Here is a 16330-nt window from a genome sequence, read left to right on the forward strand (position 1 = left end):
TGATGACTATGCTGGCCCGGCCCGCCGTGACGGTGGCCGGGCCGGCCGCATTTCGGGAAGGACGCACGTGCTGCTCGACACCTTCGGACGACAGGCCGTCGACCTGAGGGTCTCCCTCACGGACCGGTGCAACCTGCGTTGCACCTACTGCATGCCGGAGGAAGGCCTGCAGTGGCTGGCCAAACCGGACCTGCTGACCGACGAGGAGATCGTCCGGTTGGTCACGGTCGCCGTGCGGGACCTGGGCGTCCGCGAGGTCCGCTTCACCGGCGGCGAACCGCTGCTGCGCCCCGGGCTGGTCGCCGTCGTGGCCGCCTGCGCGGAGCTGGAACCGCGCCCCGAGCTCTCGCTGACCACCAACGGCATCGGGCTGGCCCGCACCGCGACCGCGCTGCGCGAGGCCGGCCTCGACCGGGTCAACGTCTCACTGGACACCCTCGACCCCGAGGTCTTCCACACCCTCACCCGCCGCCGGCGCCACCAGGACGTGCTGGACGGGCTGGCCGCCGCCGAGGCCGCCGGGCTGGCGCCGGTGAAGCTGAACGCGGTGCTGATGCGCGGCGTCAACGACCACGAAGCGGCCGACCTGCTGGCCTGGTGCCTGGAACGGGACTACGAGCTGCGCTTCATCGAGCAGATGCCGCTGGACGCCCAGCACGGCTGGGACCGCACCTCGATGGTCACCGCGGAGGAGATCCTCGAACTGCTCCGCGCCCGCTTCGCGCTCACCCCGGAGCCGTCCGCCCGCCGGGGCGCGGCGCCCGCCGAGCGCTGGCTGGTGGACGGCGGCCCGGGCCGGGTTGGCGTGATCGCCTCGGTCACCCGCCCGTTCTGCCGCGCCTGCGACCGTACCCGGCTGACCGCCGACGGCCAGGTGCGCAACTGCCTGTTCGCGACGGGCGAGACCGACCTGCGCACCGCGCTGCGCTCGGGCGCGGACGACGCCGAGCTGGCCGAGCTGTGGCGGGCGGCGATGTGGGGCAAGAAGGCCGGGGCCGGGATCGACGACCCGGAGTTCCACCAGCCCGAGCGGCCGATGTCCGCGATCGGCGGCTAGGGCGGGGCAGGGCTCGGCGGTCAGGAAGCGGTGCCGGGCTCGGGGGTCCAGTCGGCGAAGGCGACGACCTCCTTGAGGAAGCCGCGCACGCCGAGGAACTGGGACAGGTGCTCGCGGTGCTCGTCGCAGGCGAGCCAGGTCTTGCGGCGGTCCGGGGTGTGCAGCTTGGGGTTGTTCCACACCAGCACCCAGCCGGCGTCCGCCCGGCAGCCCTTGGCGGAGCAGATCGGCGTCTGCGGGGTGTCCATCGGGCCGTCCTCAGCGATAGGCGGGAAGTCTGCACCGCCAGTCTGTCACGCCCGGTAGGCACGCCCGTCGGGGCGACCGGGTGCGGGCATGGCGACGCCGGGCAGCCACGGGGGGAGCTGCCCGGCGTCGGTCCGTCGCTCCGACGGGGGATGCGGAGCGCGTACGCAGTATGTCACGCCAGGACCCTCGGTTGGGGAGGTCTTGCATGATTAATCTGAGCTTCTTTTGAGCTTTCGCCCAGCCGCTTGAGGATGAAGCGGGGTGAAACGGACGGTCAGTTCACGTCCTGTGAAGGATCGGTGGCAGCGGCCTTTGCCTCTCCTGTACCGGCAGCCCCACCTGCCCCACCCGCCCCACCCTTCCCGCCGGGTCCCAGCATCAGCGGGGTCTCCGACGGGAACTCGAAGGCGCTCGGCAGACCCGGGGCCCGCTCCCGGCCCGCGTTGGCGACCAGCACGGCGAAGTACGGCAGCAGCACGCCGCCCGCGAGCGCCCCGAACGCCAGCCAGCGCTGGACGTCCCACAGCACCACCGCGAGCAGCACGCAGAGCGTGCGGACCAGCATCGAGATGACGTAGCGGCGCTGGCGTCCCCGGACGTCCTCGGTGAGGCTGCTGCGCGCCCCCGTGATCCGGAAGACCTGCCCGCCGTCGGCGCTCTTGCCCATGTGTCCTACCGCCCTCGTCACGCACTCGCGCGCCTGGCCGGCGCGGCCTCCTCACGGTACGCCCGGGAGGTCGCGGCGACGAGGCCGGGTGGGGCGGACCCACCCGGTCGGGTACCCGAAGGGCCTGTCCGGCGGACAGGCCCTTCGGGTGTGCCGGGCCGCGGGTGCCGGCTACGAGCGCCGGGAGAGGTACTGCGGGGGTACGGCGTCAGTGAGCCAGACGCCGTTCTCGCTGAGCCGGAACTCGTGGCCGGCCGCCGTCATCGCGGCCGCGTTCACCGTCAGCACCACCGGGCGGCCGTGCCGGGCGCCGACCCTCGTCGCCGTCTCGGTGTCGGCCGAGAGGTGCACGTCCTGGCGGGTCATCGGGCGCAGGCCCTCGCGGAAGATCGCCGCGAGGTGCCGGTCGGCGGTGCCGTGGTAGAGCACGTGGGGCGGCACGGCGGCGGCCAGACCGAGGTCGACCGCCACCGTGTGGCCCTGGTTCGCGCGGATCGAGAGACCGTCCGGCGAGTAGCCGAAGCGGTGCTTGTTGTTGGTGGCCACCAGGTGGTCCAGTTCGGCCCGCGTGAGCGGCCTGCCCTTGGCCGCGAGCGCGGCGAGCAGTTCGTCGACCCGGACCCAGCCGGACCCGTCCAGCGTGACCCCCACCAGCCCGGGCTCGTGCCGCAGGATGCGCGACAGCATCCTGCTCGACCTGACCAGCCGTTTCTCGTCCATCATGTCTCTCGTATCCCCCCGTTGGCCCGCGGCTAAGAGGCTTGGCTGACCGAACTCATGTTGAAGTCCGCGACACGCACGGGTGGCATCGCGGCGCGGGTGAAGTCGTCGCTCCACTCGCGGGGCAGGCAGCGTTCGGTGCGGCCCACCTCGGTGATCCGGTCGAGCAGGTCCACCGGGGACTCGTTGAACCGGAAGTTGTTGACCGCGCCGACGACCTCGCCGTTCTCCACCAGATAGACGCCGTCCCGGGTGAGGCCGGTGAGCAGCAGCGTCGCCGGGTCCACCTCCCGGATGTACCAGAGGCAGGTGAGCAGCAGGCCGCGCTCGGTGCGGGCGATCATGTCGTCCAGGGTCGGCGCCGACTCCTGGCCGGCGGTCTCCAGGACGAGGTTGTCGATGGCCGGGCGCACCGGAAGTCCGGTGAGGCCGGCCGAGTGGCGGCTGGTGACCAGCTCGTTCAGCACGCCCTCGCGGATCCACTCGGTGGCGGCGAGCGGCTCGCCGTTGTCGAAGACCGAGACGTCCCCGCCGGTGGAGTGGGTGAGCACGAACGGCGGGGCCTGCAGACCGGGTTCCCGCGGGTCGGAGCGCAGCGTGAGCGGCAGGCCGCTGAGCTTGTCGCCGATCCGGGTGCCCCCGCCGGGCTTGGAGAAGACCGTCCGGCCCTCGTGGGCGTCGCGGCCGCCGCAGCACCAGCTGAGGTAGACCATCAGGTCGGCGACGGCCGAGGGCGGCAGCAGCGTCTCGTAGCGGCCGGCCGGCAGGTCCACCTTGCGGGCGCCCCAACCGAGGCGCTTGGTGAGCTCGGTGTGCAGGGCGGTGACGTCGATGTCGGTGAAGTCCCGGGTGGCGGCGCCGACCCAGGCCGAGCCGGACAGGTCGGCGGTCTTGGCGTTGAACTCGACCATGCCGGTGGGCTGGTCGTGGCGCAGCCGCAGGCCGGTGGAGGTGCCCAGGTAGCTGGAGGTCAGCTCGTAGCGGGCGAAGCCGTACAGCAGCTCGTCCTGGGCGGCGGCGCGGGCGAAGGCCTCGCCGAGGGCCGGGCCGAAGGCGTCGAAGACCGCGATGGAGGTCTCGGCGGGCGGCTCGGTGAAGTCCGGGGAGGCGGGCCGGTCGGTGACCAGGGGCTGGGCGTCCTCGGCCGGGCCGGCCGCGCGGGCGGCCTCCTCGGCGGCCCGCACCAGGTCCTCGACGTCCTCCGGGGTGACGGCCTCGCGGGAGACCACGCCGGAGGCGGTGCCCTCGGCGCCGGCCACGGTGGCGATCACGGTCAGCCGGCGGCCGCGGGTGACGCCGTTGGTGGTCAGGGCGTTGCCGGCCCAGCGCAGGTTGGCGGTGGAGTCCTCGTCGGCGATCACCACGCAGCCGTCGGCGCGGGAGAGGCCGAGCGCCAGCTCGACGAGTTCGTGGGGCTGCATCGCGGTCATCAGTGACCCGCCTCCTGCTGGGTGTTGAGCACGTTGACGTTCCGGAACAGCGCCGACGGGCAGCCGTGGCTGACGGCCGCGATCTGGCCGGGCTGCGCCTTGCCGCAGTTGAAGGCGCCGCCGAGCACGTACGTCTGCGGGCCGCCGACCGCCGCCATCGAGCCCCAGAAATCGGTGGTGGTGGCCTGGTACGCGAAGTCCTTGACCTGGCCGGCGAGTTCGCCGTTCTTGATGGCGTAGGCGCGTTGCCCCGTGAACTGGAAGTTGTAGCGCTGCATGTCGATCGACCAGGAGCGGTCGCCGACGATGTACAGGCCGTTCTCCACCCCGGCGAACAGGCCCTCGGTGTCCGGGCCGTCGGTGGCGGGCCGGAGCGAGACGTTGGCCATCCGCTGCACCGGGACGTGCGCCGGGGAGTCCGCGAAGGCGCAGCCGTTGGAGCGCTCGAAGCCCTTCAACTTGGCCATGCCGCGGTCCAGTTGGTAACCGACCAGGATGCCGTCCCTGACCAGGTCCCAGGACTGGGTGGCGACGCCCTCGTCGTCGTAGCCGATGGTGGACAGGCCGTGCTCGGCGGTGCGGTCGCCGGTGACGTGCATCAGGTCGGAGCCGTACTCGAGGGTGCCGAGCCGGTCGAAGGTGGCGAAGGAGGTGCCGGCGTAGGCGGCCTCGTAGCCGAGCGCGCGGTCCAGCTCGGTGGCGTGGCCGATCGACTCGTGGATGGTCAGCCAGAGGTTGGACGGGTCGAGGACCAGGTCGTAGCGGCCGGCCTCGACGCTCGGGGCCTTCATCTTCTCGGCCAGCAGGACGGGCAGTTCGGCGAGTTCGGCGTCCCAGTCCCAGCCGGTGCCCGTCACGTACTCGTAGCCGCGGCCGACCGGCGGGGCCAGGGTGCACATCGAGTCGAAGGCGCCGGTGCGCTCGTCGACCGAGGTGGCCTCCAGGTCGGCGTAGAGCCGGATCCGCTGCTGGGTCGTCATGGTGCCCGCGGTGTCCGCGTAGAACTTGTTCTCCTGGACGGTCAGCAGGGCCGCCCGGACGTGCGAGACGCCCTCGGCGGCCAGCAGCCGGGAGCTCCGCTCGGCGAGCAGTGCGGTCTTCTCCGCGTCCGGCACCTCGAAGGGGTTCACCGCGTACGAGGAGACCCAGGTGACGTCCCGGTGGACCGGCTCGTCGGCCAGCTCGACCCGCTCGGCGGAGCCGGCCGCCCGGCTGATCCCGCCCGAGAGGCGGGCCACCGCGACGGCCTGCTCGGCGACCTTCGCCGCCGAGGCGGTGGTGAGGTCCACGCCGGCGGCGAAGCCCCAGGCGCCGTCCAGCAGGACCCGGACGGCGAAGCCCAGCTGCACGCTGTCGGAGGTGCCGGCCGGCCGGGCGTCGCGCAGCCGCCAGGAGGCGCTGCGGATCCGCTCCAGACGGAAGTCGGCGTGGCTCGCGCCGAGCTCGCGGGCCCGGGTGAGGGCGGCGTCGGCGAGGGTGCGCAGCGGCAGGGCGAGGAACAGCGGGTCGACGGCGCGCCCGTGCGGCGCGCCGGCACGATCGGCCGGAGGGATCGGAGGCAATCGGGCTCCCAGGTCGCGGAGGGTGGCGGTGCGGCGCCACAGGGGCGCCCGCACCGCATCATTTCCCGTCCACCGGGTTTCCGGCCAGCGCATTTCGCCCGGTGCGCTGCGGTTTCCGCCCGTACGGTCCGTCGGCAACGGCCGTCCTGAGGGCGGTGGTGAGGGCGGTCGTGAAGGCTGCCCTGAGGGCCGTCATGAGAGCCGTCCGGGGGAGGCGTCAGCCGACGGACTCCCACCAGCCGTCGAGCTCCGGCGGGTTGTCGACGTCCACCCGCTCGCCGGGACGCGGCACGGCCAGCGGGACGGCGTGCTCCTTGGCCTCCTTCACCAGTCGCTCGACCGGCTCGGCCCACCGGTGCAGGCCGAGGTTGAAGGTGCACCAGTGGACGGGCACCAGCAGGCCGGCCGTCAGGTCCCGGTGGGCGAGGACGGCGTCCTCGGGGGTCATGTGGATGTCCGACCAGGCCTCGTCGTAGGCGCCGATCTGGACCAGCGCGGCGTCGAAGGGGCCGTGCTGCTCGCCGATCCGGGCGTAGCCCTCGAAGTAGCCGGAGTCGCCGGTGTAGAAGACCTTGCGGTTCGGGCCGGCGATCACCCAGGAGCCCCAGAGGGTGGTGTTGCGGGTCAGGCCGCGGCCGGAGAAGTGGTGCGCGGCGGTCAGGGTGAGCACCAGCTCGCCCAGGTTGCAGGTCTCGTCCCAGTCCAGCTCGATGATCCGGTGCTCCGGGACGCCCCAGCGGCGCAGGTGGGAACCGATGCCGAGCGGCACCGCGAAGGGCGCGGACTGGCTGCGCACCAGGCGCTTGACCGTCGCCATGTCCAGGTGGTCGTAGTGGTCGTGCGAGATCAGCACCGCGTCGACCGGCGGCAGCTCCTCCAGCTCGACCGGCACCGGGTGCAGCCGCTTGGGGCCGACGTGCGCGGCGGGGGAGCAGCGGTCGCTCCAGATCGGGTCGAGGAGCACCCGGAAGCCCTCGATCTCCACCAGCGCGGAGGCGTGCCCGTACCAGGTGATCTCCACGCCTTCGGCGGCCGGACCGGGCGGGGTGGCCGGACGGACGGTCGGCACCGGGTGGGCGGGGACGCGGCCCTCGCGCTCGAAGAGCATCCGGCGGGCGGTGGCGCCGTCGAAGCCGGGGGCGCCGGCGGTGCGGGCGAGCGTGGAGGGCGCGTTGTGGAAGACGCCGTCGCGGTACTGCGGGGAGTTGCGCACCCGCTCCTCGCGCTCGCCGTCCGGCCGCCGCCCGAACGCCGCCGGCAGGTCGCGCAGCGACCAGGCGGCCGCGCCCAGGCCGGCCGCCAGGGCGGTGAGGGCCAGCAGTGGTCCGCGTCGGGGGGTGTTCCCGGGCCGTGCCTTGGTCATCCGCTCTGCCTTCGTCGCTCGCCGGGATGGTCGGGGGGGAACGGTACCGCCCGCCCCGGGCCGGTCCGTACCACGGGGGCAACGGGTGCGCCCGCCCGTGTTGTTCCCGCACAGTCGCCCCGATCCGGGCAGCGCCCGGGCCTGGGGCGGTGTCACCGAGCCCGGCCGTGGTGGCGGGCGTGGTTGTCGGATTGCGACAGTTCCTTCGGTGCGGCGCTGTGGGAGCCCGATGCGCCGCCGCCGCCGACCGCCCGATAGCGTCACACTGCGTACGCATTCCGATGTACGCGCTCACACATGGAGAGAGGTGGATCGTTGAGCCGCTCGGTTCTCGTCACCGGAGGAAACCGGGGCATCGGCCTCGCGATCGCCCAGGCCTTCGCCGAAGCAGGCGACAAGGTGGCCATCACCAGCCGCTCGGGTGAGGTGCCCGAAGCCCTGGTGAAGTACGACGTCCTCGCGGTCCGCTGCGACATCACGGACGCCGCGCAGGTCGACGCCGCCTTCACGGAGATCGAGCAGAAGCACGGCGCGGTCGAGGTGCTGGTCGCCAACGCGGGCATCACCAACGACACCCTGCTGCTGCGCATGTCGGAGGAGGACTTCACCTCCGTCGTGGACACCAACCTGACCGGCACCTTCCGGGTGGTCAAGCGCGCCTCCAAGCTGATGATGCGCGCCAAGAAGGGCCGCGTCGTGCTGATCTCCTCCGTGGTGGGCCTGTCCGGCTCGCCGGGCCAGGCCAACTACGCCGCCTCCAAGGCCGGCCTGGTGGGCTTCGCCCGGTCGCTGGCGCGCGAACTCGGCCCGCGCAACATCACCGTCAACGTGGTCGCCCCCGGCTTCGTCGACACCGACATGACCGCCGTGCTCAGTGACGAGCGCCGCGCGGAGATCGTCGCGGGCGTGCCGCTGGGCCGCTACGCGGCGCCCGCCGAGGTCGCCTCCACCGTGCGGTTCCTCGGGTCGGACGAGGCCGCGTACATCACTGGAGCCGTCATTCCCGTCGACGGCGGATTGGGCATGGGTCACTGATCATGAGTGGAATCCTCGAAGGCAAGCGGATCCTGATCACCGGCGTGCTGATGGAGTCCTCCATCGCGTTCCACACCGCCAAGCTCGCGCAGGAGCAGGGCGCGGAGATCATCCTCACCGCCTTCCCGCGCCCGAGCCTGACCGAGCGGATCGCCAAGAAGCTGCCGAAGCCGGTCAAGGTGCTGTCGCTGGACGTGTCCAGCCCCGAGGACCTGGCGGGCATCGCCGACCAGGTCCGCGAGCACCTGCCGACCCTGGACGGCATCGTCCACTCGATCGGCTTCGCCCCGCAGGACGCCCTGGGCGGCAACTTCCTGGACACCCCGTGGGAGTCCGTGGCCACCGCCATGCACGTCTCGGCGTACTCGCTGAAGTCGCTGACCATGGCGCTGCTGCCGCTGATGCAGGACGGCGGCTCGGTGGTCGGCCTGACCTTCGACGCGCAGTTCGCCTGGCCGCAGTACGACTGGATGGGCCCGGCCAAGGCCGCCCTGGAGTCGACCAGCCGCTACATGGCGCGCTACCTGGGCCCGCGCGACATCCGCTGCAACCTGGTCTCGGCCGGCCCGCTCGGCTCGATGGCCGCCAAGTCCATCCCGGGCTTCGGCGACCTGGCCGACACCTGGAACCACCGCTCCCCGCTGAAGTGGGACATGAGCGACCCGGAGCCGACCGGCCGCGCCGTCGTCGCGCTGCTGTCGGACTGGTTCCCGAAGACCACCGGCGAGATCATCCACGTCGACGGCGGAGTGCACGCCATCGGCGCCTGACGACGCTCCGCCCGTACGCCGCTGCCCGGCACCCCTCCCGTGGGGTGCCGGGCAGCGGCGTTGCGTCCTGCCGGGGGCTCACGGCGTCACGCCCGGGGCCTCAGGCCTCGGCCGTCGGCCGGGGCCTCACGTCTCGGGCGTCGGCCGGAGCCTCACGTCTCGGCCGTCGCGCAGGCGCCGATGGCGCGGCCGGCCTCGACCGAGGCGCGCTGGGCGTCGCCGGCCCGGATGGCGTCCAGGATGGTGTCGTGGCCGATGTAGCGCTCGGCGATCAGCTCCGGGCCGACGTCGTGCCGCAGGTGGGCGCGGGTGACCTCGCCGAGGTCGGCGTAGACGGCGAGCAGCACGTCGTTGTGGGCGGCGGCCACCACGGCCTGGTGGAAGGCGGCGTCGGCCTGGATGAAGTCCTCGGCGTCGCCGGAGTGCCAGGCGCCCTCCCGGCGGGCCAGCGCGCCGTCCAGCAGCTCCAGGTCGCGCTCGGTGCGGCGCTGGGCGGCCAGGCCGGCCGCCGAGGTCTCCAGCGCCGCCCGCAGCTCGGCGACCTGCGCCTGGTCGGCGTCGGCGAAGCGGCGGTGCATCACCCCGGCCAGCTCGCTGGTGGCCAGCACGTACGTGCCGGAGCCCTGCCGGATGTCGAGCAGTCCGTTGTGGGCGAGGGCGCGGACGGCCTCGCGCACGGTGTTGCGGGCGACGCCCAGCTGCTCGACCAGGGCGGCCTCGGTGGGGATGCGCGAGCCGACCGGCCACTCCCCGGACGTGATCTGGGCGCGCAGCTGCGCGATCACCTGGTCGGACAGCGGGGTGCGCCTCGGCGAGGACAGCGCCACGGTGACTCCTTGCGACTACGGCTCGGGTGGGGCCTGGGTGGAATGTGGCCTGTGGATGAACGGTCGGCACATCATGCCAATTCCGAGGTGCATCAATTCATCCCATCATTCTATGATGGCGCACATGCCCGCAGCAGAGACCACCGCTTCCCCGCGGAACGAGGCCAGGCCGCAGACCGAGCGGCCCGCCGACTCCGCCCCCTCCACCTCCTCCGCCACGTACCTGGGCTGGCTGTTCGCCGTCGCGATCGCCGCCGCCGCCTTCAACCTGCGCCCCGTCGTCACCAGCCTCGGGCCGCTGCTCGACCAGGTCCGCACCGGCCTCGGGATGAACCCGACCCTTGCCGGGCTGCTCACCGCCGTCCCGTCGCTGTGCTTCGGGCTGTTCGGCTTCGCCGCCCCGGCGGCGGCCCGCAGGATCGGCCCGATCGCGGTCGTCACGGCCGGCATGGCCGCCATCACCGCGGGCGTGCTGGCCCGCTCCTTCGCCGGCGGCACCGCGGTGTTCCTGCTGCTGACCGCGCTCGCCCTGGCCGGCGTGGCGGTCTCCAACGTGCTGCTCCCGGTGGTGATCAAGCGGTACTTCCCCGAGAAGGTCGGCCCGATGATCGGCCTGTACTCGATGGCGCTGTCGGCCGGCACCGCGCTGGCCGCCGCCGTCACCGTGCCGCTGACCAGCACCCTCGGCGGCGACTGGCGCTACGGCCTGGGCGTCTGGGCCGCGCTCGCCGCGCTCGCCCTGGTGCTGTGGCTGCCGCTGCTGATCGCCAAGCGCGAGCGCGGCGAGCGGGCGGGGGGCACCGCCGCCCCGGTCAAGCTGCCGATCACCCGCAGCCGTACCGCCTGGGCGCTGGCCTGCTTCTTCGGCCTCCAGGCCACCGGCGCGTACGTGGTGATGGGCTGGCTGCCGAAGATCTTCCAGGACTCGGGCATCGACAAGGGCACCTCCGGGGTGCTGCTCGCGGTCACCATGGTGATCGGCGTGCCGGTCTCCTTCGTGCTGCCCAACCTGGCCGCCCGCTGCGGCGACCAGCGGCTGTTCGTGGTGGTGCTGGCCTCCTGCGGCATCGCCGGGTACGCCGGGCTGGCGTTGGCCCCGGCCGGCGCGCCGTGGGTCTGGGCCGTCCTGGTCGGCCTGTCCAACTGCGCCTTCCCCCTGGTGCTGACCATGATCGGGCTGCGCGCCCGGACGGCGGGCGGGGTGGCCCAGCTGTCCGCCTTCGCCCAGGGCGTCGGCTACCTGATCTCCATCCCCGGCCCGATCCTGATCGGCCGGATCTACCAGGTCACCGGCGAGTGGTACTGGCCGCTGGGCTTCCTGGCGCTGCTGCTGGTGCCGCAGATGCTGTTCGGCCTGCGGGCCGCGCGGGCCCGGCACATCGAGGACGAGGCGGTCCGCCCGGCGGAGCCGGTCAGGGCCTGACCGAGAAGGCCCGGGCCGGTCAAGGCCTGACCAAGAAGGCGGGGCCGGCGAGGGACGGGCGTGTTCGGGATGGGAGGATTCCCGACATGCCCGTTCTTGACCCGAACCCGACCGACGGCCGCAAGCAGCTCGGCCGTATCGCCCTGGCCTTCGTCGGCATCGCGGTGATGGTGGCGGTGATCGCCACCATCGCCAGCTCGATGGGCTGACGGCCGTCCGACCGAAGCCCGCCCCCATCCGACCCCCGTCCGACCGCCATTCGAAGTCCCGGTGAACGGGGCATGATGGCACCCGACACCCGACGGAGTGGCGGCAACCGGGAGCGTCGCGCCGCCCGGCGGCTTTTCTGCCAAGCTTGCTGGGTATGAGCGCCGAAACGCCCCGCAGGATCATCGTTCTCCGCCATGCCAAGGCCGACTGGCCGGACGGCGTGGACGACCACGAGCGGCCGCTGGCCGACCGGGGCCGCCACCAGGCCCCGGAAGCCGGCCGCTGGCTGGTCGATTCCGGCATCAACCCCGAGTACGTGCTCTGCTCCACGGCCCTGCGCGCCCGCGAGACCTGGAAGCTGGCGGTGCACGAGTTGCCCAAGCGGGCCCGCAAGACCGTGTACGAGGACCGGGTCTACGAGGCCCGGCCGGGCGAGATCATCGCCGTCCTCCAGGAGACCCCGGAGGAGTACGCGGACCTGGTGCTGGTCGGCCACAATCCCGGGGTGTTGGGCCTGACCCAGGTGCTGGCCGGTGACGCGGGCGACCGGGACGCGCTGGAGCGGCTGCGCCTCGGCGGGTTCCCGACGGCGGCGATCGCGGTGCTCAGCTTCAGCGGCTCGTGGAAGGGTGTCGAGCCGGGCGTGGCCGAGCTGGTCTCGTACTACACGCCGCCGCAGGACTGATTCCCGGACCGTACGTGAGGGGCGCGCGGATCCGATCCGCGCGCCCCTCACGTACGTCCGTAGGCCCTCCTCGGCGGGCCCCGCTCGGTCGGCCGCTACTCGTCCTCGGTCACTTGCCCTCGACCACTCGTCCTCGGCTAAGTGCCCTCGGTCAGTCGTCCTCGGTCGGGGTGCCGTGCAGTGCGTCGGCGGCCTCGACCTCCTCGCGGGTGATGCCCAGCAGGTAGAGCACGGTGTCCAGGAACGGCACGTTCACCGCGGTGTCGGCGGCCTCGCGCACCACCGGCTTGGCGTTGAACGCCACCCCGAGCCCGGCCGCGTTCAGCATGTCCAGGTCGTTGGCGCCGTCGCCGATCGCCACCGTCTGCTCCAGCGGCACCTTCGCCTGCTCGGCGAAGCGGGCCAGCCAGCGGGCCTTGCCGGCCCGGTCCACGATCTCGCCGACCACCCGGCCGGTGAACTTGCCGTCCACCACCTCCAGGGTGTTGGCCGCCGCGAAGTCCAGCCCCAGCTGCTCCACCAGGTGGTCGGTGACCTGGGTGAACCCGCCGGAGACCACCGCGACCTGGAAGCCGAGGCGCTGCAGCGTACGGATCAGGGTGCGCGCGCCCGGCGTGAAGCGGACCTCCGCGCGGACCTTCTCCGTCACCGAGGCGTCCAGCCCGGCCAGCAGCGCCACCCGGGCGTGCAGCGACTCGGCGAAGTCCAGCTCGCCGCGCATCGCCGCCGCCGTCACCTCGGCGACCTGCTCCTCGCAGCCCGCGTGGGCGGCGAACAGCTCGATCACCTCGTCCTGGATGAGGGTGGAGTCGACGTCCATGACCACCAGGCGCTTGGCCCGGCGCTCCAGCCCGGACGCGACCACCGCGACGTCCACCCGCTGGGTGGCCGCCTCCTGGGCCAGCTCGGCCCGCAACTCCTCGGTGGCCACACCGGAGACGGCCAGCTCGACCGCCGTCACCGGGTACTTGGCGAGCCGGAAGACCCGGTCGATGTTGCCGCCCGCCGCGGTGATCCGGGAGGTCAGCGCGGAGACGGCGGCGGCGGTCAGCGGGTGACCGAGCACCGTGACGTGCGAACGGCCCTCGCGGCGCGGCCGGTTGTCGCCGATACCGGAGAGGATCTCGGCCTGGAGCTTCTGCTCGTCCGCCCAGCGGTGGACGGTGGCCCGCAGTCCGCCCTCGGCGTCGGGCGCGGTGGGCGGGGTGACCAGGGCGCACAGCGTGATGCGGCCACGGGTCACGACCTGCTCGATGTCGATGACGTCGACGCCGAAGCCGGCCAACGTCGCGAAGAGGCCGGCGGTGATGCCGGGGCGGTCTTTGCCGAACACCTTGACGAGCAGGGTGCGCTCGTCCGCGGTCCGGGGCTGGGCGGCGGGGAGGGGCTCAGCGGCCAGGGGCGATGCGTTCATGGTGCCTCCCACGCTACCCGTCGGCCGGTGGCCCGAGACCACCTGTCCCACCCCGCGGGACGCCGCGGGCCCGCGCTCCGGTAGCAGCCTGGTCACAGTCACCCGGGGCGACTTTCATCGGCGGTCGGCGGGCTGGAATGATGCCCACCGTCAGTCACAGGAACAGCGCACCCCCGGCCGGGGGCCACAATTCGGGGGAACCGAGAGAGCGGGGCAGGCGAGCAGTGCCGCAACTCGTCATTGAGATCAACGGACAGCAGCGGACTCTGGAGCCCGGGCGGTCCTACACCATCGGGCGCAACCCGCAGTCGGACTTCCCGTTCGACGACGCCAGGGTCTCCTGGCACCACGGGACCATCAGCTTCAACGGCAGCGGTTGGCAGCTGGAGGACCACGGCAGCACCAACGGCACGTACGTGGCCGGCGCCCGCACCATGCACGCCCAGCTGTTCCCCGGAGCCGTCGTCAATCTTGGCAACCCGGAGAACGGGCCCCGGCTCGGCTTCTCCGCGCCCGCGCACGCCGCCGCCCCGCACGCCCCGCACGCCACGCCGATGCACGAGGCCGCCACCAGCCGCGGCCCGGTGCCGCAGCCCCAGCAGCCGGGCTGGCAGCAGCAGGACCCGTACCAGCAGCCGCAGCAGCAGGCCTGGGCGGGTCAGCCGCAGGCCCAGCAGCCGTTCCCGCAGCAGCAGTACGCGCCGCCGGCCCAACAGGGTGGCTTCCCGCAGCAGCAGGGCTTCCCGGACCAGGGGTTCCCGCAGGACCAGGGCTTCCCGCCGCCGCAGCACGGCGCCGGCGGCGGCCCGCAGCCGACCATCATCCGCAGCCTGACGTCGGCCATGAACACGATCCGGATCGGTCGCGCGCTCGACAACGACATCGTGGTGTCCGACCTCCAGGTCTCCCGCCACCACGCCGAGCTGCGCCAGCTCCCGGACGGCCGCTACGAGATCGTCGACCTCGGCAGCCACAACGGCATCTTCCTCAACGGCCAGCGGGTGCAGCGTCAGCTGATGGGCCCGCAGGACCGGCTGACCGTCGGCCACTCCGGCTTCGTGCTGGTCGGCGACCAGCTGCAGGAGTTCGTCGACACCGGCGCGGTCTCCTTCTCCGCCCGCCACCTGACCGTCGAGGTCGAGCACAAGGGCGCCAAGAAGATCCTGCTCGACGACGTCAGCTTCGGCGTCCCGGAGAAGTCCCTGGTCGCGGTCATCGGCCCGTCCGGCTCCGGCAAGTCCACGCTGCTGCGCGCCCTCACCGGCTACCGCCCCGCCGACCGCGGCGAGGTGCTGTACGACGGGCGTAACCTCTACAAGCAGTTCGCCGAACTCCGCTCGCGCATCGGCCTGGTGCCGCAGTCCGAGATCCTGCACCGCGAACTCACCGTCCGCAGCGGCCTCAAGTACGCTGCGCGGCTGCGCTTCCCCGGCGACACCGAGGCCAGCGAGCGTGCGGCCCGGATCGACGAGGTGCTGTACGAGCTGCGCCTGGACAAGCGCGCCGACAACAAGATCACCGCGCTCTCCGGCGGCCAGCAGAAGCGCGTCTCGGTCGCCCTGGAGCTGCTCACCAAGCCGTCGCTGATCTTCCTGGACGAGCCCACCTCGGGCCTCGACCCGGGCATGGACCGCGAGGTCATGCAGATGCTGCGCGGCCTCGCCGACGACGGCCGCACCATCCTGGTCGTCACCCACTCGGTGGCCGAACTCGCGCTCTGCGACCGGCTGCTGGTGATGGCGCCGGGCGGTGCGGTGGCCTACTTCGGCCCGCCGGACGAGGCGCTGCACTTCTTCGGGTACGAGACCTGGGCGGACGTCTTCCAGGCCTTCGAGAACTACCCGGAGCACGACTGGGCCGGCCGCTACCGCGGCTCGGTGCACTACCAGCAGTACTCCGCCCCCACCGTCGACGCGGGCGAGGTGCAGCACGTGCAGGTGGCCCAGGAGGCCATCAAGCCGCCGAAGCCGCAGAGCTGGGGCTCCCAGCTGTGGACGCTGATGCGGCGCTACATGTCGGTGCTCGCCTCGGACCGCGGCTTCCTCGCACTGTCGGTGCTGCTGCCCGCGGTCATCGGCGCGGTCAGCGTGCTGATCCCCAACGAACCGGGGCTCGCGCCCAACCCGAAGACGCAGCTCCACCTCAACAGCGGCGCCGCGACGATCATGCTGATCCTGGCGATCGGCGCTTGCTTCTCCGGAGCGGCCAACTCGGTCCGCGAGTTGATCAAGGAGCGGGCGATCTACGAGCGAGAACGAGCCACCGGGCTCTCCCGCTCGGCGTACATGATGTCCAAGATCATCGTGCTGGGCTTCTTCAGCGTGATCCAGGGCGCCATCATCTCCGCCGTCGGCTTCCTGCCGCGCAAGCTGCCCGAGCACGGCCTGCTCGTCAAGAACCTGCCGCTCATCGAGATGACCGTCGGCATGATCCTGCTGAGCTTCGCCGCGATGATGTTCGGCCTGATGATCTCCGCACTGGTGAAGACCGCCGAGAAGACCATGCCGCTGCTGGTCATGTTCGCCATCGTCCAGGTCGTCTTCACCGGCTGCCTCTTCCAGATCTTCAGCAAGCCCGGCCTGGAACAGGTCGCCTGGCTGATGCCGGCCCGCTGGGGAACCGGCATCGTCTCCACCACGCTCGACCTGTCCCAGCTCATGGGCCCCTGGAACAAGGACTTCCAGCACCCGAACTACGACCCGCTCTGGAAGCACTCGGTCGCCCAGTGGGCGATCGACGCGAGCGTGCTGATCGTGATCTCGGTCCTCATCGGCATCCTCGTCACCCGGCTCCAGCGCCGGCACGAGCCCGAGGTCATGCAGAAGGGCTGAGCCCCTTCCGAACCGCCGATGGGCGGCCCTCCCGAACGGGAGGGCCGCCCCTCGGCCTTTGTGGACCCGGCGGCGTTGTGGGCCCAG

15 protein-coding genes are annotated in these 16330 nt (G+C 72.4%); 7 read left to right on the top strand and 8 right to left on the bottom strand.

Features of this window, described 5'->3' with window-relative positions:
• Positions 1-67: 67 nt before the first annotated feature.
• Positions 68-1057, top strand: coding sequence for a GTP 3',8-cyclase MoaA (gene moaA, locus ACIBEC_RS35520; RefSeq protein WP_360499674.1), 990 nt, complete (start codon positions 68-70; stop codon positions 1055-1057).
• 20 nt (positions 1058-1077) lie between these two features.
• On the opposite strand, the gene ACIBEC_RS35525 is transcribed toward moaA, so the two are convergent.
• From ACIBEC_RS35525 to ACIBEC_RS35550, 6 genes are all read right to left on the bottom strand, one after another.
• Entirely contained in the window at positions 1078-1305 is a 228-nt protein-coding gene (locus tag ACIBEC_RS35525; RefSeq protein ID WP_360499676.1) for a hypothetical protein, read from the bottom strand.
• 275 nt (positions 1306-1580) lie between these two features.
• Positions 1581-1973, bottom strand: a complete 393-nt coding sequence (locus tag ACIBEC_RS35530) for a DUF3099 domain-containing protein (protein ID WP_360499678.1) — start codon at positions 1971-1973, stop codon at positions 1581-1583.
• A 171-nt stretch (positions 1974-2144) separates the two neighbouring features.
• Entirely contained in the window at positions 2145-2693 is a 549-nt protein-coding gene (locus ACIBEC_RS35535; RefSeq protein ID WP_360499734.1) for an RNA 2'-phosphotransferase, read from the bottom strand.
• A gap of 32 nt (positions 2694-2725) precedes the next feature.
• Positions 2726-4123, bottom strand: a complete 1398-nt coding sequence (locus ACIBEC_RS35540) for a metallopeptidase TldD-related protein (RefSeq protein WP_360499680.1) — start codon at positions 4121-4123, stop codon at positions 2726-2728.
• On the bottom strand, positions 4123-5676 hold the full coding sequence (locus ACIBEC_RS35545) for a TldD/PmbA family protein (protein ID WP_396289804.1): 1554 nt from the start codon (positions 5674-5676) through the stop codon (positions 4123-4125). The genes ACIBEC_RS35540 and ACIBEC_RS35545 overlap by 1 nt, the downstream gene beginning before the upstream one ends.
• A 226-nt stretch (positions 5677-5902) precedes the next feature.
• Positions 5903-7048 carry an MBL fold metallo-hydrolase gene (locus ACIBEC_RS35550; RefSeq protein ID WP_360499682.1) on the bottom strand — a complete coding sequence of 382 codons (1146 nt, stop codon included), beginning with the start codon at positions 7046-7048 and terminating at the stop codon, positions 5903-5905.
• A 315-nt stretch (positions 7049-7363) separates the two neighbouring features.
• Between ACIBEC_RS35550 and fabG the strand changes: the two genes are divergently transcribed.
• Positions 7364-8083: a 3-oxoacyl-[acyl-carrier-protein] reductase gene (gene fabG, locus ACIBEC_RS35555; RefSeq protein ID WP_360499684.1), complete on the top strand. Its 720-nt coding sequence runs from the start codon at positions 7364-7366 to the stop codon at positions 8081-8083.
• Between the two features lie 2 nt (positions 8084-8085).
• Positions 8086-8853, top strand: coding sequence for an enoyl-ACP reductase FabI (fabI, locus tag ACIBEC_RS35560; RefSeq protein WP_360499686.1), 768 nt, complete (start codon positions 8086-8088; stop codon positions 8851-8853).
• 152 nt (positions 8854-9005) lie between these two features.
• Here fabI and ACIBEC_RS35565 read toward each other — a convergent pair whose 3' ends face one another.
• Entirely contained in the window at positions 9006-9680 is a 675-nt protein-coding gene (locus ACIBEC_RS35565) for a FadR/GntR family transcriptional regulator (RefSeq protein ID WP_360499688.1), read from the bottom strand.
• A 124-nt stretch (positions 9681-9804) separates the two neighbouring features.
• Between ACIBEC_RS35565 and ACIBEC_RS35570 the strand changes: the two genes are divergently transcribed.
• From ACIBEC_RS35570 to ACIBEC_RS35580, 3 genes are all read left to right on the top strand, one after another.
• Positions 9805-11103: an MFS transporter gene (locus ACIBEC_RS35570; protein ID WP_360499690.1), complete on the top strand. Its 1299-nt coding sequence runs from the start codon at positions 9805-9807 to the stop codon at positions 11101-11103.
• Between the two features lie 86 nt (positions 11104-11189).
• Positions 11190-11312: an SGM_5486 family transporter-associated protein gene (locus ACIBEC_RS35575; protein ID WP_360499692.1), complete on the top strand. Its 123-nt coding sequence runs from the start codon at positions 11190-11192 to the stop codon at positions 11310-11312.
• A 155-nt stretch (positions 11313-11467) separates the two neighbouring features.
• On the top strand, positions 11468-11998 hold the full coding sequence (locus ACIBEC_RS35580) for a histidine phosphatase family protein (RefSeq protein WP_360499694.1): 531 nt from the start codon (positions 11468-11470) through the stop codon (positions 11996-11998).
• 151 nt (positions 11999-12149) lie between these two features.
• Here ACIBEC_RS35580 and serB read toward each other — a convergent pair whose 3' ends face one another.
• Entirely contained in the window at positions 12150-13412 is a 1263-nt protein-coding gene (gene serB, locus ACIBEC_RS35585; protein ID WP_360499696.1) for a phosphoserine phosphatase SerB, read from the bottom strand.
• 224 nt (positions 13413-13636) lie between these two features.
• Here serB and ACIBEC_RS35590 point away from each other — a divergent pair, with 224 nt between their 5' ends.
• On the top strand, positions 13637-16243 hold the full coding sequence (locus ACIBEC_RS35590; protein WP_360499698.1) for an FHA domain-containing protein: 2607 nt from the start codon (positions 13637-13639) through the stop codon (positions 16241-16243).
• Positions 16244-16330 lie beyond the last annotated feature (87 nt).

It is taken from the genome of Kitasatospora sp. NPDC051164 (assembly GCF_044455625.1).
In the GTDB taxonomy this organism is placed as follows: domain Bacteria; phylum Actinomycetota; class Actinomycetes; order Streptomycetales; family Streptomycetaceae; genus Kitasatospora.

What these genes read in the sequence shown, in the direction of transcription:
- ACIBEC_RS35525 (WP_360499676.1), bottom strand. Translation starts at nt 1,305, where the DNA reads ATGGACACCCCGCAGACGCCGATCTGCTCCGCCAAGGGCTGCCGGGCG.
- ACIBEC_RS35530 (WP_360499678.1), bottom strand. Translation starts at nt 1,973, where the DNA reads ATGGGCAAGAGCGCCGACGGCGGGCAGGTCTTCCGGATCACGGGGGCG.
- ACIBEC_RS35535 (WP_360499734.1), bottom strand. Translation starts at nt 2,693, where the DNA reads ATGGACGAGAAACGGCTGGTCAGGTCGAGCAGGATGCTGTCGCGCATC.
- ACIBEC_RS35540 (WP_360499680.1), bottom strand. Translation starts at nt 4,123, where the DNA reads ATGACCGCGATGCAGCCCCACGAACTCGTCGAGCTGGCGCTCGGCCTC.
- ACIBEC_RS35550 (WP_360499682.1), bottom strand. Translation starts at nt 7,048, where the DNA reads ATGACCAAGGCACGGCCCGGGAACACCCCCCGACGCGGACCACTGCTG.
- fabI (WP_360499686.1), top strand. Translation starts at nt 8,086, where the DNA reads ATGAGTGGAATCCTCGAAGGCAAGCGGATCCTGATCACCGGCGTGCTG.
- ACIBEC_RS35570 (WP_360499690.1), top strand. Translation starts at nt 9,805, where the DNA reads ATGCCCGCAGCAGAGACCACCGCTTCCCCGCGGAACGAGGCCAGGCCG.
- ACIBEC_RS35575 (WP_360499692.1), top strand. Translation starts at nt 11,190, where the DNA reads ATGCCCGTTCTTGACCCGAACCCGACCGACGGCCGCAAGCAGCTCGGC.
- ACIBEC_RS35580 (WP_360499694.1), top strand. Translation starts at nt 11,468, where the DNA reads ATGAGCGCCGAAACGCCCCGCAGGATCATCGTTCTCCGCCATGCCAAG.
- serB (WP_360499696.1), bottom strand. Translation starts at nt 13,412, where the DNA reads ATGAACGCATCGCCCCTGGCCGCTGAGCCCCTCCCCGCCGCCCAGCCC.